This is a genomic window from Caldalkalibacillus mannanilyticus JCM 10596 (assembly GCF_000615945.1).
GTDB lineage: Bacteria > Bacillota > Bacilli > Caldalkalibacillales > JCM-10596 > Bacillus_AT > Bacillus_AT mannanilyticus.
Genome location: NZ_BAMO01000046.1, coordinates 1 through 20,087 on the forward strand (window position 1 = coordinate 1; position 20,087 = coordinate 20,087).

The window sequence follows — 20,087 nt, forward strand, 5'->3', positions numbered from 1 at the left end:
CTGAATCATCCAAACTGGTCTATGGGAGCAAAGATTACGATTGACTCAGCCACGATGATGAATAAAGGTTTGGAGGTTATTGAAGCACACTGGTTATTTCAAATGCCTTTTGACAAAATTAAAGTGCTTCTGCATCAAGAGAGTATCATCCACTCTATGGTTGCTTTTCAGGATCGCTCTCTGATTGCTCAGCTTGGAACACCAGATATGAAAGTGCCGATCCAGTATGCTTTCTCCTATCCTCACCGCATAGAAAGTGAGGGAGAAAAGCTATCCTTAGCGCAAATCGGAAGCTTGCATTTTAAGGAGATGGATTTCATACGTTACCCATGTCTGAAAATGGCTTATGATGCAGGAAAAATGGGGGGAACAATGCCGACCGTTTTAAATGCAGCGAATGAGGTTGCGGTAGAGCGCTTTTTACGTTCAGAAATTTCCTTTTTACAAATAGAAGAAATGATATATAGGACTTTGGAACAACATCAACCGATCTCATCCCCTCAGCTTGATGAAATTAAAGAAGCAGATCAGTGGGCAAGACACATCGTTCAGCATATATAATGATGTAGAATGAGGAACCAAGAAAGAAGGTGTTATGATGACGGCAATTAGTATTATCTTAGTGATAGGTGCGATCATTTTCTTCCATGAGCTTGGTCATTTGATCATGGCTAAGCGTGCTGGAATTCTTTGTCGAGAATTTGCGATAGGCTTTGGACCGAAAATCTTTTCTTTTAAGAAAGATGAAACCGTGTATACCATACGCTTACTTCCATTAGGTGGCTATGTTCGAATGGCTGGTGAGGACCCAGAAGTTGTTGATATTAAAACGGGACATGATGTGGGACTTATTCTTAATGATGAAGGAAAGGTTACTAAATTAGTACTCAATAATAAAAAAGAATATCAAGAATTGCTGACGATCAATGTTAGTAAAATAGATCTTCTTCATGAACTTATCATCGAGGGATACGATGCAGATGAAGAAAAGAGGTCATTTAGTATTCATCCTCAAGCCCTGATGGTTCATAATCGTCAAGAGGTTCAAATAGCTCCATACAATCGTCAATTTGGAAGTAAAACGCTTGGACAAAGAGCAGCAGCCTTGTTTGCTGGACCGTTTGCTAACTTTTTACTCGCCTTTTTCTTATTATTTGGGTATTACCTCTATAGTGGGATTCCTTCAACAGTACCTCAGATTGGTACGGTGTTAGAGGATTCACCAGCTGCAAGAGCAGGTCTAGTGTCAGGTGATCGAATCCTACAAGTGGATCAGAAGCCTATACAAGAATGGAGTGACTTACTATCAATAGTTACTGTAAACACTGGTGAAGAGATGCTCTTTACGATTGATCGTTCAGGGGTACAGGAACAAGTCAAAATCACACCAGATGTTGTTGAATTAGAAGGGACAAATGGACAAACAAGGGGAATGATTGGAGTTTCTCCGCTGTATGAAAAATCTTTTATTGGGTCCTTGGAAGCAGGATTTACTACCACGATTGATTATGCCAAAATTATATTTACGAGTTTAGGGATTATGATTACTGGTGGATTTTCTATTGATGATTTAGCTGGTCCTGTAGGGATCATTGATATGACAGGACAAGTAGCACAGCATGGAATCCCTTCCTTATTGAGGTGGACAGCGATTTTAAGTGTTAATATTGGGATATTGAACTTATTGCCTATCCCAGCACTAGATGGTGGAAGATTATTATTTTTAGCCATTGAAGGAGTCAGGGGACGCCCTCTTGATCCACATAAAGAAGGTGTGGTTCATTTTGTTGGTTTTGCCCTATTGATGTTATTGGTATTGGTTGTTACATGGAATGATATCCAGCGATTGTTTGCTAATTAATTGAATTAAATTCTTTGTTTGATGATGTTATTTTTCTTGTTAGGTTTTGGAATGGAGGAAAACAATGAGACAGCAACACTTTTTAATTCCTACTTTGAGGGATCTCCCTTCAGATGCAGAGGTAACAAGTCATCAGTTGATGCTTCGTGCAGGACTGATCAGACAATTGGCTTCAGGAGTCTATACGTATTTGCCATTAGGGCACAAGGTTCTTCGAAAAGTACAAGAGATTGTCCGCCAGGAAATGGATAGAGCTGGTGGGCAGGAATTATTAATGCCTGCCCTACATCCCGCGGAATTATGGAAAGAATCGGGACGCTGGGATGTATATGGTCCTGAATTAATGAGGCTCAAGGATCGTCACGATCGAGAATTTGCTCTCGGACCGACTCATGAGGAAGTGATTACAGGTTTACTGCGTGATGAAGTCAAATCGTATAAGAAACTGCCAGTAACTCTGTATCAGATTCAAACTAAATATAGAGATGAAAGAAGACCGCGTTTTGGTGTGTTACGCTCCAGAGAATTTATCATGAAAGACGCGTACTCCTTTCATACATCAGCTGAAAGCCTCGATCAAACCTATCAGGATATGTACAACGCCTACTCTGCTATTTTTAGCAGATGTGCTTTGAACTTCAGAGCTGTAGAAGCAGATTCAGGTGCGATTGGTGGAACAGGAACGCATGAGTTTATGGTTTTATCTGAGATCGGAGAAGATACAATAGCTTACTCTGACTCTTCCGATTATGCTGCGAATATTGAGAAAGCGGCTGTCATCGTGAAGGAGTATGATCAAGTCATTCCGGCAGAGCAGAAGAGTGTAGAGAAAATAGACACTCCTAATGTAAAAACAGTAAATGACCTCGTCCAATTTTTGCAGGTTGAGGCTAAACAAATTATAAAAACCGTCGCTTTTGAAGTAGATGATCGAATTGTTCTTGCCCTCGTTCGTGGTGATTATGAAATTAATGATATAAAAATAAAAAATCTGTTTCATGCAGATATGGCTGAGCTGCTTTCTGAAGAAAGAATCGTCAAAGAGCTTGGTTCAGTTCCTGGTTTTCTTGGACCAATTGATGTGACAGGAGTAACGGTTGTAGCTGATTATAGTGTAAAAGGAATGCTTGCTGGGGTTGTGGGTGCGAATGAGAAGGACAAGCACTATATTCATGTTCAGCCTGAGCGAGATTTCTCCATTGAAGGCTACTATGATCTTCGCAATATTGTGATTGGAGATCCTTCTCCAGATGGACAAGGGATCATTCAATTTGCAGAAGGAATTGAAGTTGGTCATGTTTTTAAATTAGGAACTAAGTATAGTGAAGCAATGGGTGCTACCTACCTAGATGAAAACGGGAAAGAACAATCCATGATTATGGGTTGCTATGGAATCGGTGTATCAAGAACCGTTGCTGCTATTATTGAACAAAACAATGATGAAAATGGCATCATCTGGCCGTTAAGTGTGGCTCCGTTTCAGATTCATTTGATTGCGGTTAACAGCAAAGACGAGGTTCAAATGGAAGTGGCTGAAAAAATATACCAAGAACTAAATGAGAAAGGGTTCGAGGTTTTATTTGACGATCGAAATGAAAGAGCTGGAGTAAAGTTCAAGGATGCTGACTTAATTGGAATCCCATTAAGAATAACTGTGGGGAAAAAGCGGCTGAACAGATCGTCGAATGTAAGGTGAGAAAGACCGGAGAAATCCTGGAAGTTTCTGTAGACCAATTACCTGCTTTTTTCGAAAAACATTTACAACTATAATAAGAGATGAACAAGTGAGCACAGTTCCAAGAGCTGTGCTACACTATTTTCTAGAGATACATTGGATTGATAGTGTTATTTAAATGGGAGGGGAAAACCATCATGACAGCAAATATGGGATCGAAAAAAGAACGATTTCACATTCTACTTCAACAAGCACTCATTCCCGAAGACGTTGTACAAGCTTATTTGCTAGAGGGATGTATTGATAAGCTCCAATTGTTCAAGGACGAAAAGAGATGGGTTTTTTATATCGAGTTGGAAAGACATATTCCCCTTACTGTATACCAACTATTACTTACTAGATTAAAAGAAACCTTTGCTCATCTTGCTCAGGTTGAAATACGTTTTTCTTTTCGCCAGTCTGTCAGTAATGAAGAACTGTTTATAGAATACTGGCCTGAATTTTTAGAGCAGTACCGTCAACAATTGAACGGAATGTATAAGCGTTTACAAGAACAGCCTCCTAAGTGGAATCAGCAAGTGTTGATCTTTACCATCTTACATGAGGTTGAACTACAGCTTTTTGAAAGAAAATTAGAACCAATGCTTGTAGAGTTTTATTCACAATTTTTCACTTGGAATTATAAAGTCAAGTTCGAATTACAAGAGTCCGAGCAGGCGTATCAACAGTTTTTAGAAGCAAAGGAAAAAGAAGATCAGGACCGAGCAGAAGCAGCATTAAGAGATATGGCTGCGGCGACTCCAGCGGAATCTTCTAAAAAAGCTGTGAATACGGATTTATTAATTGGTTATCAGATAAAAGATGCTCCTGTACCGATTCAAGCGATTCAAGAAGAAGAGAAGAAAATTTGTATCGAGGGATATATCTTTGATTCTGAGATTAGAGAGTTGCGTAGTGGGCGTTCACTGCTTTCCTTTAAAATGACGGACTATACGGATTCAATCACAGTTAAATTATTCTCACGAGATAAAGAAGACGTAGCTATATTTGAAAATATCAAAAAAGGCTTATGGGTACGAGTACGTGGGAGTGTCCAGCTTGATACCTTTCAACGCGAGCTTGTGTTGATGGCCAATGATATTAATCAAATCAGTGTGAAAGAAAGAGAAGACACCTGCGAAGAGAAAAGAGTTGAGCTTCATCTACACACGACAATGTCTACAATGGATGCTGTTACACCAGCGGGTGAATATGTGGCGAAGGCTGCCAAGTGGGGACACAAAGCGATTGCGATTACCGACCATGGAGTAGCACAATCCTTTCCAGAGGCTTATGGTGCTGGAAAGAAGTATGGAATCAAAATCTTGTATGGACTTGAGGCAAATTTAGTAGATGATGGTTCGCCAATTGCTTATCATCCTGAGCATCGATCTCTTGTAGATGAAACCTACATTGTTTTTGACGTCGAAACAACAGGCTTGTCGGCTGTATACAATACGATCATTGAGCTTGCGGCTGTCAAAATCCATAAGGGAGAAGTTGTCGATCGTTTCGAATCGTTTGCTAACCCGCATGAGCCAATAACAGATTTAATTTCAGAGTTAACAGGAATCACGGACGAAATGGTTCAGGATGCACCTGAAGTTGATGATGTGTTGACAAAGTTCTTTGAATTTATTGGAGATCATACTTTAGTCGCTCATAATGCTAGCTTTGACATGGGATTTTTGCAGATGGGCTATAAAAAATTGGGTAAGGAAGTACGTAATCCTGTATTAGATACGCTTGAATTGGCTAGATTTTTATACCCCGAAATGAGAAATCATCGGTTGAATACCTTATGTAAAAAGTTTGATATCGAACTTTTGAATCATCACAGAGCCGTATATGATGCAGAGGCAACAGGATACCTACTGTGGAAAATGTTAGCTCATGTTGTAGAACGAGGAATTAAATACCTTGATGAGCTCAATCAGCAGCGTGGCAGTGGTGACTATCATCGCGTCCGTCCATCCCACTGTATTCTGTTAGCTAAAAATCAAGAAGGGTTAAAAAATCTCTACAAATTGATCACTGTTTCTCATGTGACCTATTTTCACAGAGTCGCTCGCATCCCCCGCAGTGTGTTAGAAGAGCATCGAGAAGGAATCCTGATCGGATCAGGCTGTGATAAAGGAGAAGTATTCGAAGGGATGATGCAGAAAGCACCTGAAGAGGTTGAGGAGATTGCTAAGTACTATGATTATCTAGAGATTCAGCCACTAAGCAACTATCAACATCTTATCGAAAAAGAAATCGTTAAAGATCGCCAGCGCCTAGAGGATATTATTCGTAACATTGTTGCCTTAGGAAAGAAACTGAATAAACCAGTAGTAGCTACAGGGAATGTGCATTATGCGGAGCCAAGAGATGCGATTTACCGCAAAATTTTAATTACTACACTAGGAGGAGCTTCCCCTTTAAAACCAGACCAACTTCCTCCTGTTCATTTTAGAACGACCAACGAAATGCTTGATGAATTTCGATTTTTAGGTAAGGATACAGCCAAGGAAGTTGTCATCACTGCGCCTAATCTGGTACAAGAAATGATTGAAGAAATCAAACCGATTCCAGATGATCTCTATACTCCTAGAATTGAAGGAGCAGATGACGAAGTAAGAAACATGAGTTATTCAAAAGCGAAAAGGATTTATGGAGATCCTCTGCCTGACCTTGTGGAAAAACGTTTGGAGAAGGAATTAAAAAGTATTATTGGGCATGGTTTTGCGGTTATTTATCTTATTTCATCCAAGCTGGTAACGAAATCTTTAAGTGATGGTTACCTGGTAGGATCAAGGGGATCGGTTGGTTCATCCTTTGTTGCAACAATGACGGATATTACTGAGGTAAATCCTCTACCTCCACACTATGTCTGCTTGTCCTGTCACTATTCTCACTTCTATGAGGATGGCTCCGTAGGTTCAGGATTTGACCTACCAGACAAGGATTGCCCTGAGTGTGGCTCAAAACTAAAAAAAGACGGTCACGATATTCCGTTTGAAACCTTCTTAGGTTTCAAAGGAGATAAAGTACCCGATATCGATCTGAACTTCTCAGGAGACTATCAGCCCGTAGCGCATAAATATACTCAGGAGCTGTTTGGAGTGGACAATGTGTATCGTGCGGGAACAATAGGAACGGTGGCTGACAAAACGGCGTATGGCTTTGTTAAGAAGTACGAAGAACAACAAAACGTAACCTATCGTAATACAGAAATCCTGCGCTTAGCATCTGGCTGTACAGGAGTGAAGAGGACAACGGGTCAGCATCCTGGTGGAATCATCGTTGTACCTGATTATAAGGATATTTATGATTTTTGTCCTATCCAGTATCCAGCAGATGATCAGGAATCCGAGTGGCGTACAACTCATTTTGACTTTCACTCCATTCACGATAATCTATTAAAGCTCGATATTCTTGGACACGATGATCCGACCGTTATTCGCATGCTCCAAGACCTATCTGGAATGGACCCTAAAACCATTCCAACAGATGATCCAGAAACCATGAAAATATTTAGTTCGACAGAATCATTGGGAGTCACAGAAGAGCAAATTATGTCTAAAACGGGATCACTGGGCATCCCTGAATTCGGAACGCGTTTTGTTCGTCAGATGCTGGAGGAAACGAAGCCGACTACTTTTGCCGAATTGGTGCAGATCTCAGGGCTGTCTCACGGAACCGACGTTTGGCTAAACAACGCTCAGGAACTGATCAGACAGGAAAGAGCGGTTCTAGCGGAGGTCATTTCTACTCGTGATGATATCATGGTTTATCTTATTCATAAGGGGCTGGAGCCTTCGCGAGCCTTTAAGATCATGGAAGGTGTTCGAAAAGGGAAAGGCTTGATTCCTGAAGATATCGAGTATATGAAGGAACATCAAGTCCCTGATTGGTATATTGATTCCTGTCAAAAGATTAAATACATGTTCCCTAAGGCGCATGCGGTAGCTTATGTTATGATGGCTGTTCGTATTGCCTACTTCAAAGTACATCATCCTATCTTTTTTTATGCTACTTATTTTACAGTGCGCGCGGATGACTTTGATGTGAGCTTAGCCGTAAAAGGTTCAAGTGCCATACGAAAAAGAATTGAAGAAATCAATGAAAAAGGAAATGATGCTCTGCCGAAGGAAAAAAGCTTGTTGACGGTTCTAGAGCTGTGCTTAGAGATGATTGAAAGAGGTTTTTCATTTAAGAAGGTCGATTTATATCAATCTCATTCAACGCATTTTCTAGTCGATGGTCAATCGTTAATTCCTCCCTTTAATGCGATACCAGGTGTAGGGACCAATGCGGCAATCAATATCGCCAAAGCTAGAGAAGCCGGAGAGTTTTTATCCAAAGAAGATTTGCAGCAGAGAAGTAAGATTACGAAAACAGTTCTAGAATATCTAGATGAGCAGGGCTGTCTAACAGGGATTCCTGAAACCAATCAGTTATCATTATTTTAATCTGTTGGTAAGATCCGATGTAATGATTCACGGTGGTTGCTTAATGATAAGATGTATGGTATACTTTTTTGTGGTAATACTTACTATAGGTGAATTTTCCGAGAAGAGTGGGGCAACCCACTCTTTCGTTTTACCACAAATGAAGAATGCCTGACTTGAGGGTACATATAACATTCAAAGTATACATAGTCTTTAGACGATAAAAAGGAGGATTCCTCATTGAGTAAGAAGGTAACCGAAATAACGGAACAACTTGTCACCCCTATCTTAGAAAGTAAGGGCATAGAGCTCGTTGATATTGAGTTCAAGAAAGAGGGAGCAAGCTGGTTTCTAAGAGTATTTATAGATAAAGAAGGTGGAGTAGATATTGAAGATTGTGGAGTGGTTAGTGAGGAGCTGTCCCTAAAGTTAGATGAAACAGACCCCATTCCACAGGCGTATTTTCTAGAGGTATCCTCCCCTGGCGCAGAACGCCCGTTAAAAAAAGAAAAAGATCTTGTTTCTGCTGTAGGAAAATCCGTATACATTAAGACGTATGAGCCGTTAGAGGGACGGAAGGAATTTGAAGGAACTTTGAAGGCGTTTGATGGGGATCAGCTAACGATAGAAATGAAAATCAAAACACGTGTCAAAGAAGTCAACATTCCATATACAAAAGTAGCAAGTGCTAGACTAGCGGTTGTTTTCTAATTTTAGGAAGGAGGAGATTAAATCATGAATATTGATTTTATGGAGGCTTTAACAGCTGTAGAGAAAGAAAAAGGAATCAGTAAAGAAGTCTTAATAGAAGCGATAGAAGCGGCTCTCATTTCAGGGTATAAAAGAAATTTTAATTCCGCTCAAAATGTACGAGTAGATGTTAACAGAGATTCTGGATCTGTTCGTGTTTTTGCTAGAAAGACAGTAGTAGAAGAGGTATTAGATCCGCGTTTGGAAATCAGTCTTGAAGCTGCCAAAGGAGTCAATCCGCAGTATCAGTTAGATGATATTGTAGAGCTTGAAGTTACACCTAAGGATTTTGGGCGCATTGCTGCTCAAACGGCAAAACAGGTGGTTACTCAACGAATCCGCGAAGCTGAGCGTGGCATCATCTTCAGCGAATTTATTGATCGTGAAGAAGATATTATTACTGGAATTGTCCAGCGTCAGGATGCTCGTTTTATCTATATCGACCTAGGTAAGGCGGAGGCATTAATGCCAATAAGTGAAAAAATGGATTCTGATCAGTTCAAACACGGTCAGCGTGTCAAAGCATATATTACAAAAGTAGAAAAGACAACGAAAGGCCCTCAAATTTTATTATCCAGAACACATCCTGGGTTATTAAAAAGACTTTTTGAACTAGAGGTACCAGAGATTTATGAGGGTGTAGTAGAAATTAAATCAGTCGCTCGAGAAGCGGGAGATCGTTCGAAAATTGCTGTCTATTCAGCAAATCCTGATGTAGATCCAGTAGGTGCATGTGTGGGACCAAAAGGAGCACGGGTACAAACAATCGTAGAGGAACTTAAAGGTGAAAAGATTGATATTGTCCATTGGTCTGAGGATCCGAAAACCTATGTAGCCAATTCTCTAAGTCCTTCGAAGGTGATTCGAGTTGATGTTAATGAAGAAGACAAAATGACTCAGGTCATTGTCCCTGATTACCAGCTTTCACTGGCGATTGGAAAGAAAGGTCAGAATGCACGTTTGGCTGCTAAACTTACGGGCTGGAAGATCGATATTAAATCAGAAAGCGATGCTAAAGCTCTTGGGCTATTGAGTGATGAAAATGAAATTGAGCCTGTAGATCCAGATGATGCTGTCATGGATGCCGTGGATGGAGAAGAGGAATATATTTAACACTGGTTGGGATAGGAGATGACATCCATGCGACAAAAAAAAATACCAATGAGAAAGTGTGTCGCCTGTCAGGAAATGATTCCAAAGAAGTCGCTAATCCGTATCGTGCGTACACCTGAATCTCAAATCCTGCTTGATCCTACAGGAAAGGCTTCAGGGCGCGGCGCTTATGTTTGTGCTAATATAGAGTGTTTTACATTAGCTAAGAAAAGGAATTCATTTGAGCGAGCTCTCCAAACAAAAATAAGTGATGAAATCTATGACGAATTATGCACTAGATTTCAATTATTAGGAGTTCAAAAAGATGAATCCTAAACTATATCAAATGCTGGGAATGGCTATGCGAGCACGCAAGCTTATTGCAGGCGAGGAACTCGTCATCTCAGCAATACGTCAAAAAAAAGTCCACTTAGTTTTTATTTCGCAAGATGCCTCTGATAATACAATGAAGAAAGTAAAAGATAAATCTACATATTATAAGGTTGCATTAATCACTGTAGATTCCAGGGAAGAGTTGGGGCAAGCAATTGGGAAGGACCAAAGGGTTGTTGTTGGAGTAATTGATCAAGGATTTGCCAAGCAAATGATAGCCCTGCATCAGTTGTAAACATTTACCGGGGGTGACCGTATGAGCAAAACAAGAGTTTACGAATATGCAAGAGATCATGAAATGACAAGTAAAGAAGTCATAGAGATTCTAAAAAAAGTAGATATTATTGTTGCCAATCATATGAGCGTAATGGACAGCGAAATGATTGAGAAGGTTGAAGGATATATGAAATCCTTAAAAGAAAAAGGATCTAGTAAACCGAATCAATCCGTTCAAGCTGAAACCAAAAAAGAAGAAAAAAAACCAGAAGCTCCTAAGGGAGAAGAAAAAGTAGAAGAGAAAAAAACGAATGAACCAATGGAACAGAGGGGAAATAACTATATGGTAACCACTAAAGAAGATGAAGAGATAGCCCCAGCAAAAACAAAGACTAAAAAAACAAAAGCACATGAAAAGCACTTTAATGATGATAAAACAGCTCCTACAACGAAGAAGAAAAGAAATAAAATCAGACATCAACGTCAGGAGCAAACTCAACATTCAGATCAAGTGAATCATCTTGTGATTCCAGGACCGATCACTGTGGCTGAATTAGCGAATAAATTAAATAAAGAGCCTTCTGAACTTATTAAAAAGCTATTATTCTTAGGGATTATGGCTACAAAGAACCAAGAAATTGAGCTTGATGCCATTACTTTAATTGCTGAAGAATACGGGATTACTGTCGAGGAAAAGGTTGAGATTGAGGAGGATCAATTCGAACTAGAAGTGGAAATTGATGATCCTGGTACTCTTCAAGAGCGTCCTCCTGTCGTAACGATTATGGGACATGTAGACCATGGGAAAACCACTCTTCTAGATGCGATTCGTCACACGAATGTAACATCACAAGAAGCGGGTGGAATTACTCAGCATATAGGTGCGTATCAAATTGAATATAATAATAAGAAGATTACATTCTTAGACACACCAGGCCATGCTGCTTTTACAACCATGAGAGCACGTGGAGCACAGGTAACAGACATTGCCATTATTGTGGTAGCAGCTGATGATGGTGTGATGCCACAGACAAAAGAAGCTGTAGCGCATGCTCAAGCAGCCAATGTTCCAATTATTGTGGCTGTTAATAAAATGGATAAGCTTGATGCCAATCCTGACCGCGTTAAACAGGAACTGACTGAATTAAATTTAGTGGCTGAAGACTGGGGCGGAGATACTATTTTTGTCAATGTTTCTGCCTTGAAAAATGAAGGCTTAGATGACCTGATGGAAATGATTTTGTTAGTATCAGAAGTAGCTGAACTAAAAGCGAACCCTGATCATCTAGCACGTGGTACAGTGATAGAAGCAGAGCTAGACAAAGGGAAGGGACCTGTTGCAAGGATTTTAGTACAAAAGGGAACATTAAATATTGGGGACCCAATTGTTCTAGGGAACACGTATGGTAGGGTTCGTGCCATGATTAATGATAAGGGACGCCGAATCAAATCAGCAGGTCCTTCGACACCAGTAGAGATTACTGGGATGCACGATGTTCCACAAGCAGGAGATCAATTTAAGGTCTTTGAAGATGAAAGAAAAGCTCGCGCGATTGGTGAGAAACGTGCAGTTAAGCAAAAAGAAACAGACCGCGGAGCGAACACGCGAGTCAGCTTAGATGATTTATTCCAACAAATCCAAGAGGGCGAAGTGAAGGACTTAAATGTCATCATTAAAGGGGACGTTCAAGGTTCAGTAGAAGCTCTAAAAGGATCATTGGAAAAGATCGAAGTAGAGGGTGCCAGAGTAAAAATTATTCATTTAGGTGTTGGAGCGATCACAGAATCAGATATTATCCTTGCCTCTGCATCAAATGCTATTGTTATTGGATTTAATGTTCGTCCAGAACCTAATGCAAAACAAACGGCAGAACAAGAAAAAGTAGATGTGCGTCTACATCGAATTATCTATAATGTGATTGATGAAATTGAAAGTGCGATGAAAGGGATGCTTGATCCAATCTTCAGAGAAAAAGTAATTGGAACTGTAGAAGTTCGTCAAACATTCAAAGTATCTAAAGTAGGTACCATCGCAGGAGGATATGTAACAGAAGGAAAAATCACAAGAGATTCCATGATTCGTTTAATTAGAGATAGTATTGTCATTCATGAAGGAAAAGTGGACGTCTTGAAACGTTTCAAAGATGATGTGAAGGAAGTTCAAACAAATTATGAGTGTGGTATCACTATTGAAGGATATAATGACATCAAAGAAGGCGACATCATTGAAGCCTACGTGATGGAAGAAATTGAAAGATAAGTTGTGATATAACACCAAGAAAGCTGTTCTCTTGGTGTTTTTTCACCATCAAAAGGAGTGGACTAACAATGGGTAACGTACGTGCTAATCGAGTGGGAGAAGAAATGAAGAAAGAACTAAGTCAGATTCTTCAACGAGAATTAAAAGATCCACGCATCGGTTTTATTACAGTAACGGCGGTAGAAATGACTGGCGATCTCTCCCAAGCAAAAGTGTTTTTAACGATTTTGGGAAGTGAAGAACAGAAAGAAAATACACTTAAAGCTATTGGCAAAGCAGCAGGATTTATTCGCTCAGAGCTAGGGAAAAGAATTCGACTACGTCATACACCTGAATTAATTTTCAAGGTTGATGAGTCTATAGAGTATGGAAGTAAAATTGAACGAATTTTAGAGGATATCAATCAAGATTCTAAGTAAGGAGTTAGCGCATGGATTCCTATCAAAAAGCATTACAACAAGCGAGTGAATTTATTAAGGAGCACGATCATTTTCTTGTCATTTCTCATGTCAATCCTGATGGGGATGCGATTGGTTCGAGTATGGCAGTGGCACATTTGCTCACTAATTTAGGGAAGAAATTTGTTGTAGCGAATGAAGGAGCAGTACCCAGACGATTTTCCTTTATCACTGGGATCGATCAACTTATGAACTTTTCGATGGAGGAGCCAAAAACAGCTTTTTCTTCTGTTATTGCAGTGGATGCAGCTGATGAACAAAGGATGGGGTCGACTGTTCAATACATGGATGAAGGTCGTGCTATTCTAAATATTGACCACCATCCTACGAATACAATGTTCGGAAACGTAAATGTGATTTTGGCAAGTGCGGCTTCAACGACTGAAATTTTATATGATTTAATCGAGCATTACTTTCCAGAACACATGGATTTCAAAATAGCGGAGGCACTGTATACAGGGCTAATGACAGATACCGGAGGATTTCGTTATTCTAATACAACGCAGTCTGTTTTAAATAAAGCAGCGACTCTGTTATCTTACGGGATTAAACCCCATATCATTGCAGAACACGCTCTTGAAACCATTTCTGTTTCTTATTTAGGACTTTTACAGGTAGTACTACCATCATTACGATTTAGTTTTGATTACAAGGTGGCTTCTTTAACAGTGACATTAGAAGATATGAAGAGAGCTCAAGCCTCAAAGGATGATATTGATGGTTTGGTATCTTATCCTCGAAATATTGAGGGGGTTGAGGTGGGAATCCTGTTTAAACAAGTTTCCGAAGCGGAAGTGAAGGTTTCTTTACGCTCAAAAAGTGAGGTTGATGTGGCAAAAATAGCTCAATCACACGGCGGAGGCGGTCATGCTAAAGCCTCTGGCTTCACTTTTGAGGGCAGTCTAGAAGAAGCTCTAAAGCTACTTGAGAAAGATTTGGAAAGCATTTTAGGTGAGAGAAAATGAGCGAATATAATGGAATTCTCGTGTTAAATAAACCAAAAGGGATGACTTCTCATGACTGTGTGTCCAAAATAAGAAGATTAGCTGGGACAAAGCGAGTAGGGCATACAGGTACTCTTGACCCCGAGGTAACAGGGTCTTGCCAATTTGTATTGGACAAGCTACACGAGTAGCTGAATACCTCTTGGATTATGAAAAGGAGTATACAGCTGTCATTTCTTTGGGAAAGTCAACAACTACACAGGATCAAACGGGAGAAGTTATTGAGGAACTAGCTCTTACAGAAGCTCCGACAGAAACAGAGTTAGAAGAGGTTATTCAATCATTTGTAGGAAGAATACAACAGATCCCTCCGATGTATTCAGCCGTTAAAATAGGAGGAAAAAGACTGCATCAACTTGCAAGAGAAGGCAAGGAAATTGAAAGACAGCCTAGAGAGGTGCAGATCTACCATATTGAATTATTGGATTATAATAAGCAGCTCCCTTCCCCATCATTTAAAATTAAGGTGCGTTGTTCAAAAGGGACTTATATCAGGACATTGGGAGTGGATATTGGCAGAAAATTAGGCTTTCCTGCTCATATGATCTCCCTTATTCGCTCTAAAAGTGGTCCTTTTTCTCTAGCGCAAAGTATAGACTTTGAAGAGCTAGAGAGATGGTCTGAAGAGGACTGGATTCAGTCCCTCTATCCTATCGATTCAGCCTTGTTGCATGTACCTGACCTCACGTTATCTGAAGATATGATTCAGAGAATCAAATATGGACAATCTCTTCGTCTGCATGATAACGTAATAAGAGATCAGTTGTATCGTATCTACGATGAGAATCGTCAATTCGTGGCACTATACACTGCTGTAAATGAACATACGATTAAACCTAGAAAAGTATTTCTAGAGTAGAGGGAGATTACATGGAGATATTCTATATCCAGCATCCAAATGAACTAAAACAGTTGGCACCATCGAGTGTGGCGTTAGGGACTTTTGATGGGTTGCATGTAGGGCATCAAAAGGTGATTCAAAAAGCGATCACGTTGAGTAAAGAGGGCCAGCTAAAGGCAGGAGTGATTACCTTTGATCCTCATCCTAAAGAAGTGCTGGGGAAGCTGACTGAAGCCAAATATATGACTCCACTGCCATTAAAATTAAGCTTACTAAAAGAAATGGGCTTAGATTTTACAATTGTGATCACATTCTCTAAGAGCTTTGCAGAGCTTTCACCAGAACAGTTTATTACCCAATACATAGAGGGTCTTGGAATTCGTAAGGTGATCACTGGTTTCGATTTTTGCTTTGGTCATCGTGGTCAAGGAACAATAGATTTGTTGCATGAGTGGGGAACTAAAACACGTTCTTTTGAGTCCTTTGTCGTTCCCTCTATAGATGACCAACAACAAAAAATAAGCTCTTCAAGGATACGGAAACTCCTCCAAGAAGGAGAGGTACAAACAGCAAATCAACTTCTCGGTAGAGCTTATCGAATGAGCGGGAAGGTTGTTGCTGGAGAGCAGCGAGGAAGAACCATTGGTTTTCCAACAGCCAATATTGAATTAGACTATCCCTATCTAGAGCCTAAATTGGGTGTGTATGCTGTTCGAGTAAATAGAAATGAACAATGGATCAAAGGGGTTCTTAATATAGGACTAAAGCCTACCTTCCATTCTGATCGAATGAAACCAACCTATGAGATTCATCTTTTTGAATTTAACGAATCCATTTATGAAGAACTTATCACATTTGAACTGATATCCTATCTTCGTTCAGAAAGAAAATTTAATGGAATTGAAGAGTTAAAAAAACAAATTGAGCTGGATTGTTTTGAAGCCATAAAGAGATTGGAATACATAAAATAATAAGATCTGTCATATCTTTTATTTACTAATGTCCTCTAAGAGTAGGAAGGGGAGTGAAGAAATGAAAGGAAATATGACAGATCGACAAATTTATTTTTTTTGTCAGCAGGCTGCTGTCATTTGCTTGAGTCGTGAATTTAAACAGCTACACAAAGAAATGAGTAAAATCTATCGCAAGCGTGGCTTGGTGGATGCACCAACCATTGCCTTCCAAGATTCATTATTCTCCATGTTTATGGAACATCATGATGGGGAATACAGCTCCCAGACGCAATATTTATAGATGTATGGTGAAGGTGATTATTACCTCTCATGCCAAGAAACGTCTTGTCGAAAGTAGACAAAAAGGGATTTCTGTCCATGACATTACAAGAGAAGCAAAAAAAATACCAGGAAAAATTCCGATTGCCACACGTTTTCGCGGATTTATCTCGACAAATGGTCAAATATATGATATTGTAGCTAAGGATATCCCTGATGGACGTTTAGTTATCACCGTGATAGGAAAGAAATAAGAATGATCTCTTATTTTTTTGGGATGGATACTAACCTATGGCATGGCTTATCGATTCACCACCGGTATGCTGGGCGATAGGGGATAGAGAAAAGGAGGTGAAAGGATGGCACTTACACAAGAGCGTAAAAACGAGCTGATTAACGAGTATAAAGTACATGATACTGATACTGGTTCTCCAGAAGTACAAATTGCTATCCTTACGGAAAAGATCAATTATCTAAACAATCATTTACGTACCCACAAGAAAGATCACCACTCTCGTCGTGGTCTATTGAAAATGGTTGGTCAACGCCGTAACTTGCTAACTTATTTACGTGAAAACGATATTCAACGTTACCGCGTACTTATTGATAAGTTAGGCTTACGTAGATAAGGTGAACGAAAAGCGGGGATTCATTCCCGCTTTTTTTCTGTGTAAGTTTTAGCAGTGAGAAGGAAATACTACATATACTCGCGAAAAAGTATTCTGAGAGGAGGAAATGAAAATGGAACAAGAAGTTAAACTATTTACAACAGAGTGTGCTGGTCGCCCTCTTTCATTTGAAATAGGAAAGCTAGCGAAACAAGCGAATGGTTCTGTTGTTGTTCGTTACGGTGATACCGTTGTTCTTTCTACTGTGACGGCGTCAAAAGAAGCCAAAGACCTAGATTTCTTTCCGCTTACAGTGAATTATGAGGAAAGGCTGTATGCCGTAGGGAAAATCCCAGGTGGATTTATCAAGAGAGAGGGACGTCCTAGCGAAAAAGCAGTTTTAGCTAGCCGATTAATTGACAGACCGATCCGCCCGCTATTTGCTGAGGGATTTAGAAATGAAATACATATTGTGAGCACTGTCTTATCAGTGGATCAAAACTGTTCACCTGAGATGGCTGCCATGATCGGTTCCTCAGTAGCATTAATGATCTCCAACATTCCTTTTAATGGTCCTATTGCTGGGGTGAACGTCGGCCGAATTGACGGACAGTTCATTATTAACCCATCTCTAGAGCAGCTAGAGAAAAGTGATATTCAACTGACCATAGCTGGGACAAAGTATGGTGTCAATATGGTTGAGGCTGGCGCTAAGGAAGTATCGGAAGAAACTATGCTGGACGCTATTATGTTTGGGCATGAAGAAATTAAACGTCTTATTGCTTTCCAAGAAGAAATTGCAGCAGAAGTCGGGCAAGAGAAGATGGAAGTGGTGCTTCGCGAACTTGACCCAGAGGTAGAAGAAGCTGTATCACAATTTGCAAAAGAAGATATGATCAAGGCGATTCAAATCGGTGAAAAACACGCTAGACAAGAAGCCATTGATGCTGTCAAACAGAAGACAACAGAACACTTTGCCGAAACCTTTGAAGAAAAAATGAAGGATGTTAAAGAGGTCTTAGATAAGATTGTCAAGGATGAGGTTCGCCGCCTGATCACTCATGATAAGATCAGACCAGATGGTCGGAAGATCAATGAGATTCGTCCGATTGCATGTGAAGTTGGATTATTACCGAGAACTCATGGTTCGGGTCTATTTACACGTGGACAAACTCAAGCTCTAAGTGTATGTACCTTAGGTGCTTTAGGCGATGTACAGATCTTAGATGGGCTAGGTGTAGAAGAGTCGAAGAGATTTATGCATCATTATAACTTCCCGCCATTTAGTGTTGGAGAAGCGCGAGCACCAAGACCTCCAGGAAGAAGAGAAATTGGTCATGGAGCCTTAGGTGAAAGAGCTTTAGAGCCTATTATCCCTTCCGAAGAAGAATTTCCTTACACCATTCGTCTTGTATCAGAAGTATTAGAATCGAATGGATCTTCTTCACAAGCTAGTATCTGTGGTAGCATCCTAGCGATGATGGATGCGGGAGTTCCAATAAAAGCTCCTGTAGCTGGAATTGCAATGGGACTTGTTAAATCAGGCGATTATGTCACTGTTTTAACAGATATTCAAGGCATGGAAGATCACTTAGGTGACATGGATTTCAAGGTGGCAGGAACGGCAAAAGGAATCACTGCTTTGCAAATGGATATTAAGATTGATCAATTGACCAGAGAAATTCTAGTCGAAGCGCTGGAACAGGCAAAAGAAGGACGTATGCATATCCTTAACAAGATGCTAGAAGCGATTGCAGAGCCAAAACAAGAATTATCTCCATTTGCACCAAAGATTAAAACCATAAGAATTAATCCAGATAAAATACGTGATGTCATCGGTCCAAGTGGAAAAATGATCAATAAGATCATTGAAGAAACAGGAGTTAAGATTGATATTGAGCAGGATGGACGAGTATTTATAGGTTCTCCTGATGTAGAAATGATAGCCAAAGCACAAAAACTCATTGAAGATATCGTTCGAGAAGTGGTTGTAGGTGAAACTTACTTAGGAACAGTAAAAAGAATTGAGAAATTTGGTGCTTTCATCGAAATCTTCTCAGGGAAAGATGGTTTATGTCATATTTCTCAATTAGCAGAAGAAAGAGTGGAGAAAGTAGAAGATGTTGTATCCATCGGTGATACCATTCTAGTCAAAGTCACAGAGATTGATAATCAAGGTCGAGTCAACTTGTCACGAAAAGTTTTACTGAAAGAACAAAAAGAATTAGCTGAAAAAGAATCTTAAGAGAGCTATAAATTTATTTTATAGCCTCTTTTTTTTTGTCCTTCTTTTGATTATCGTAATTTCAGAATTACTAAAAAAGGGGGTTTTTTTTTTATAGAAAGTAAAATATAATTGTAATTATTAGGAACCTAAGGAAGTTAATCGTTGTTGCGGCACGTTAATGGACTAAGGGGACATAAGGATGGCTAGCCGTAATGCAGGAGAAAACCTGGATGAAAGGGCGAAGCTATGCCCATTTTACAAAATGGAAGAAAGAGGGTGAATCACAATTTCAAATGAATGGTATGCACTCCATGTTCAAACTGGACAAGAAGAACGAGTACAAGTTCTCATTAACAAATTTATTGATCAGTCAGTCATTCGAGTCATGGTACCAAAGAGGAAAATACGAGAAAGAAGAGAAGGGAAATTATGCGAGGTAAGTAAAATCATGCTACCTGGCTATGTTCTTCTTAACACGTATATGAATATAGACTTATATTATAAATTGAAAGAAATACCTCGATGTTTTCGACTTTTAAATATAAACAAATATAACGTGGATTATGACCTCAAAGATGTTGAGAATCAAGAAAGGCAAGTCACTTGTTTTACCCCGATAGAAGAAAAGGAGATGGCCCTCATTCTTCGATTAGCACAATATGATGAAGAAATTGGATTTTCGCAAGTACATAAAGAAAACTCAAAAGTGTTCGTGCGTTCGGGACCATTAAAAGGATTAGAAGGAATCATAAAGAAAATAGATAAACGGAAAAATAGAGCTAAAATTTCTCTCGATTTTATGGGGGAAACCCAATTAGTTGACGTAGGGATCGAAATATTAGATTCTCACAAGTAACCCCTTCCTAATAGATATCTAAAAGAGCTGTAGCACTCAGTTCGACAAACCGCTTTCTTATCTTTCAGCAGGTTTGTTCTAAAGAGTGACATTGCTCTTTTTTCTAGTATTGTATTTGTCTATCCAAAAAATATGATCGGTA

18 protein-coding genes and 2 pseudogenes are annotated in these 20,087 nt (G+C 39.6%); all 20 read left to right on the top strand.

What is annotated here, in order from left to right; all coding sequences use genetic code 11:
* Positions 1-561 (top strand): annotated as a pseudogene (locus tag JCM10596_RS20190) (1-deoxy-D-xylulose-5-phosphate reductoisomerase); the annotation flags it as partial.
* A 37-nt stretch (positions 562-598) separates the two neighbouring features.
* Positions 599-1,861: an RIP metalloprotease RseP gene (rseP, locus tag JCM10596_RS20195; protein WP_369345675.1), complete on the top strand. Its 1,263-nt coding sequence runs from the start codon at positions 599-601 to the stop codon at positions 1,859-1,861.
* A gap of 64 nt (positions 1,862-1,925) precedes the next feature.
* A pseudogene (locus JCM10596_RS26710) lies at positions 1,926-3,631 on the top strand (proline--tRNA ligase).
* Between the two features lie 102 nt (positions 3,632-3,733).
* Complete coding sequence (locus JCM10596_RS20205) at positions 3,734-8,029, top strand: PolC-type DNA polymerase III (RefSeq protein ID WP_025028660.1); 4,296 nt, start codon at positions 3,734-3,736, stop codon at positions 8,027-8,029.
* Positions 8,030-8,248: 219 nt separating this feature from the next.
* The gene (rimP, locus tag JCM10596_RS20210; protein WP_025028661.1) at positions 8,249-8,719 is read left to right on the top strand and encodes a ribosome maturation factor RimP; all 471 of its coding nucleotides are present in this window, start codon (positions 8,249-8,251) and stop codon (positions 8,717-8,719) included.
* Between the two features lie 24 nt (positions 8,720-8,743).
* Positions 8,744-9,871: a transcription termination factor NusA gene (gene nusA, locus JCM10596_RS20215; RefSeq protein WP_025028662.1), complete on the top strand. Its 1,128-nt coding sequence runs from the start codon at positions 8,744-8,746 to the stop codon at positions 9,869-9,871.
* Between the two features lie 27 nt (positions 9,872-9,898).
* Positions 9,899-10,186: an RNase P modulator RnpM gene (gene rnpM, locus JCM10596_RS20220; RefSeq protein WP_025028663.1), complete on the top strand. Its 288-nt coding sequence runs from the start codon at positions 9,899-9,901 to the stop codon at positions 10,184-10,186.
* Positions 10,176-10,478: a YlxQ family RNA-binding protein gene (locus JCM10596_RS20225; RefSeq protein WP_025028664.1), complete on the top strand. Its 303-nt coding sequence runs from the start codon at positions 10,176-10,178 to the stop codon at positions 10,476-10,478. The genes rnpM and JCM10596_RS20225 overlap by 11 nt, the downstream gene beginning before the upstream one ends.
* 21 nt (positions 10,479-10,499) lie before the next feature.
* Positions 10,500-12,719 (top strand): translation initiation factor IF-2, encoded by a 2,220-nt coding sequence (gene infB, locus JCM10596_RS20230; protein WP_025028665.1) that lies wholly within the window; start codon positions 10,500-10,502, stop codon positions 12,717-12,719.
* Positions 12,720-12,787: 68 nt separating this feature from the next.
* The gene (gene rbfA / locus JCM10596_RS20235) at positions 12,788-13,138 is read left to right on the top strand and encodes a 30S ribosome-binding factor RbfA (protein WP_025028666.1); all 351 of its coding nucleotides are present in this window, start codon (positions 12,788-12,790) and stop codon (positions 13,136-13,138) included.
* A gap of 11 nt (positions 13,139-13,149) precedes the next feature.
* Entirely contained in the window at positions 13,150-14,142 is a 993-nt protein-coding gene (locus JCM10596_RS20240) for a DHH family phosphoesterase (RefSeq protein ID WP_025028667.1), read from the top strand.
* Entirely contained in the window at positions 14,139-14,312 is a 174-nt protein-coding gene (locus tag JCM10596_RS30515; protein WP_159102381.1) for a hypothetical protein, read from the top strand. Before JCM10596_RS20240 ends, JCM10596_RS30515 begins: the two co-directional genes overlap by 4 nt.
* Positions 14,279-15,040, top strand: a complete 762-nt coding sequence (gene truB / locus JCM10596_RS26715) for a tRNA pseudouridine(55) synthase TruB (protein WP_081792122.1) — start codon at positions 14,279-14,281, stop codon at positions 15,038-15,040. The genes JCM10596_RS30515 and truB overlap by 34 nt, the downstream gene beginning before the upstream one ends.
* Positions 15,041-15,051: 11 nt before the next feature.
* Positions 15,052-15,993 (top strand): bifunctional riboflavin kinase/FAD synthetase, encoded by a 942-nt coding sequence (locus JCM10596_RS20250; RefSeq protein WP_025028668.1) that lies wholly within the window; start codon positions 15,052-15,054, stop codon positions 15,991-15,993.
* A 61-nt stretch (positions 15,994-16,054) separates the two neighbouring features.
* Positions 16,055-16,276, top strand: a complete 222-nt coding sequence (locus JCM10596_RS20255) for a hypothetical protein (protein ID WP_025028669.1) — start codon at positions 16,055-16,057, stop codon at positions 16,274-16,276.
* Positions 16,242-16,508 (top strand): hypothetical protein, encoded by a 267-nt coding sequence (locus tag JCM10596_RS20260; protein ID WP_234410581.1) that lies wholly within the window; start codon positions 16,242-16,244, stop codon positions 16,506-16,508. Before JCM10596_RS20255 ends, JCM10596_RS20260 begins: the two co-directional genes overlap by 35 nt.
* 105 nt (positions 16,509-16,613) lie before the next feature.
* Positions 16,614-16,883: a 30S ribosomal protein S15 gene (gene rpsO / locus JCM10596_RS20265; RefSeq protein ID WP_025028671.1), complete on the top strand. Its 270-nt coding sequence runs from the start codon at positions 16,614-16,616 to the stop codon at positions 16,881-16,883.
* A 112-nt stretch (positions 16,884-16,995) separates the two neighbouring features.
* Complete coding sequence (gene pnp / locus JCM10596_RS20270) at positions 16,996-19,107, top strand: polyribonucleotide nucleotidyltransferase (RefSeq protein ID WP_025028672.1); 2,112 nt, start codon at positions 16,996-16,998, stop codon at positions 19,105-19,107.
* A 212-nt stretch (positions 19,108-19,319) separates the two neighbouring features.
* Positions 19,320-19,529: a hypothetical protein gene (locus JCM10596_RS30520; RefSeq protein ID WP_234410582.1), complete on the top strand. Its 210-nt coding sequence runs from the start codon at positions 19,320-19,322 to the stop codon at positions 19,527-19,529.
* Positions 19,439-19,945, top strand: a complete 507-nt coding sequence (gene loaP, locus JCM10596_RS20280; RefSeq protein WP_234410583.1) for an antiterminator LoaP — start codon at positions 19,439-19,441, stop codon at positions 19,943-19,945. Before JCM10596_RS30520 ends, loaP begins: the two co-directional genes overlap by 91 nt.
* Positions 19,946-20,087 lie beyond the last annotated feature (142 nt).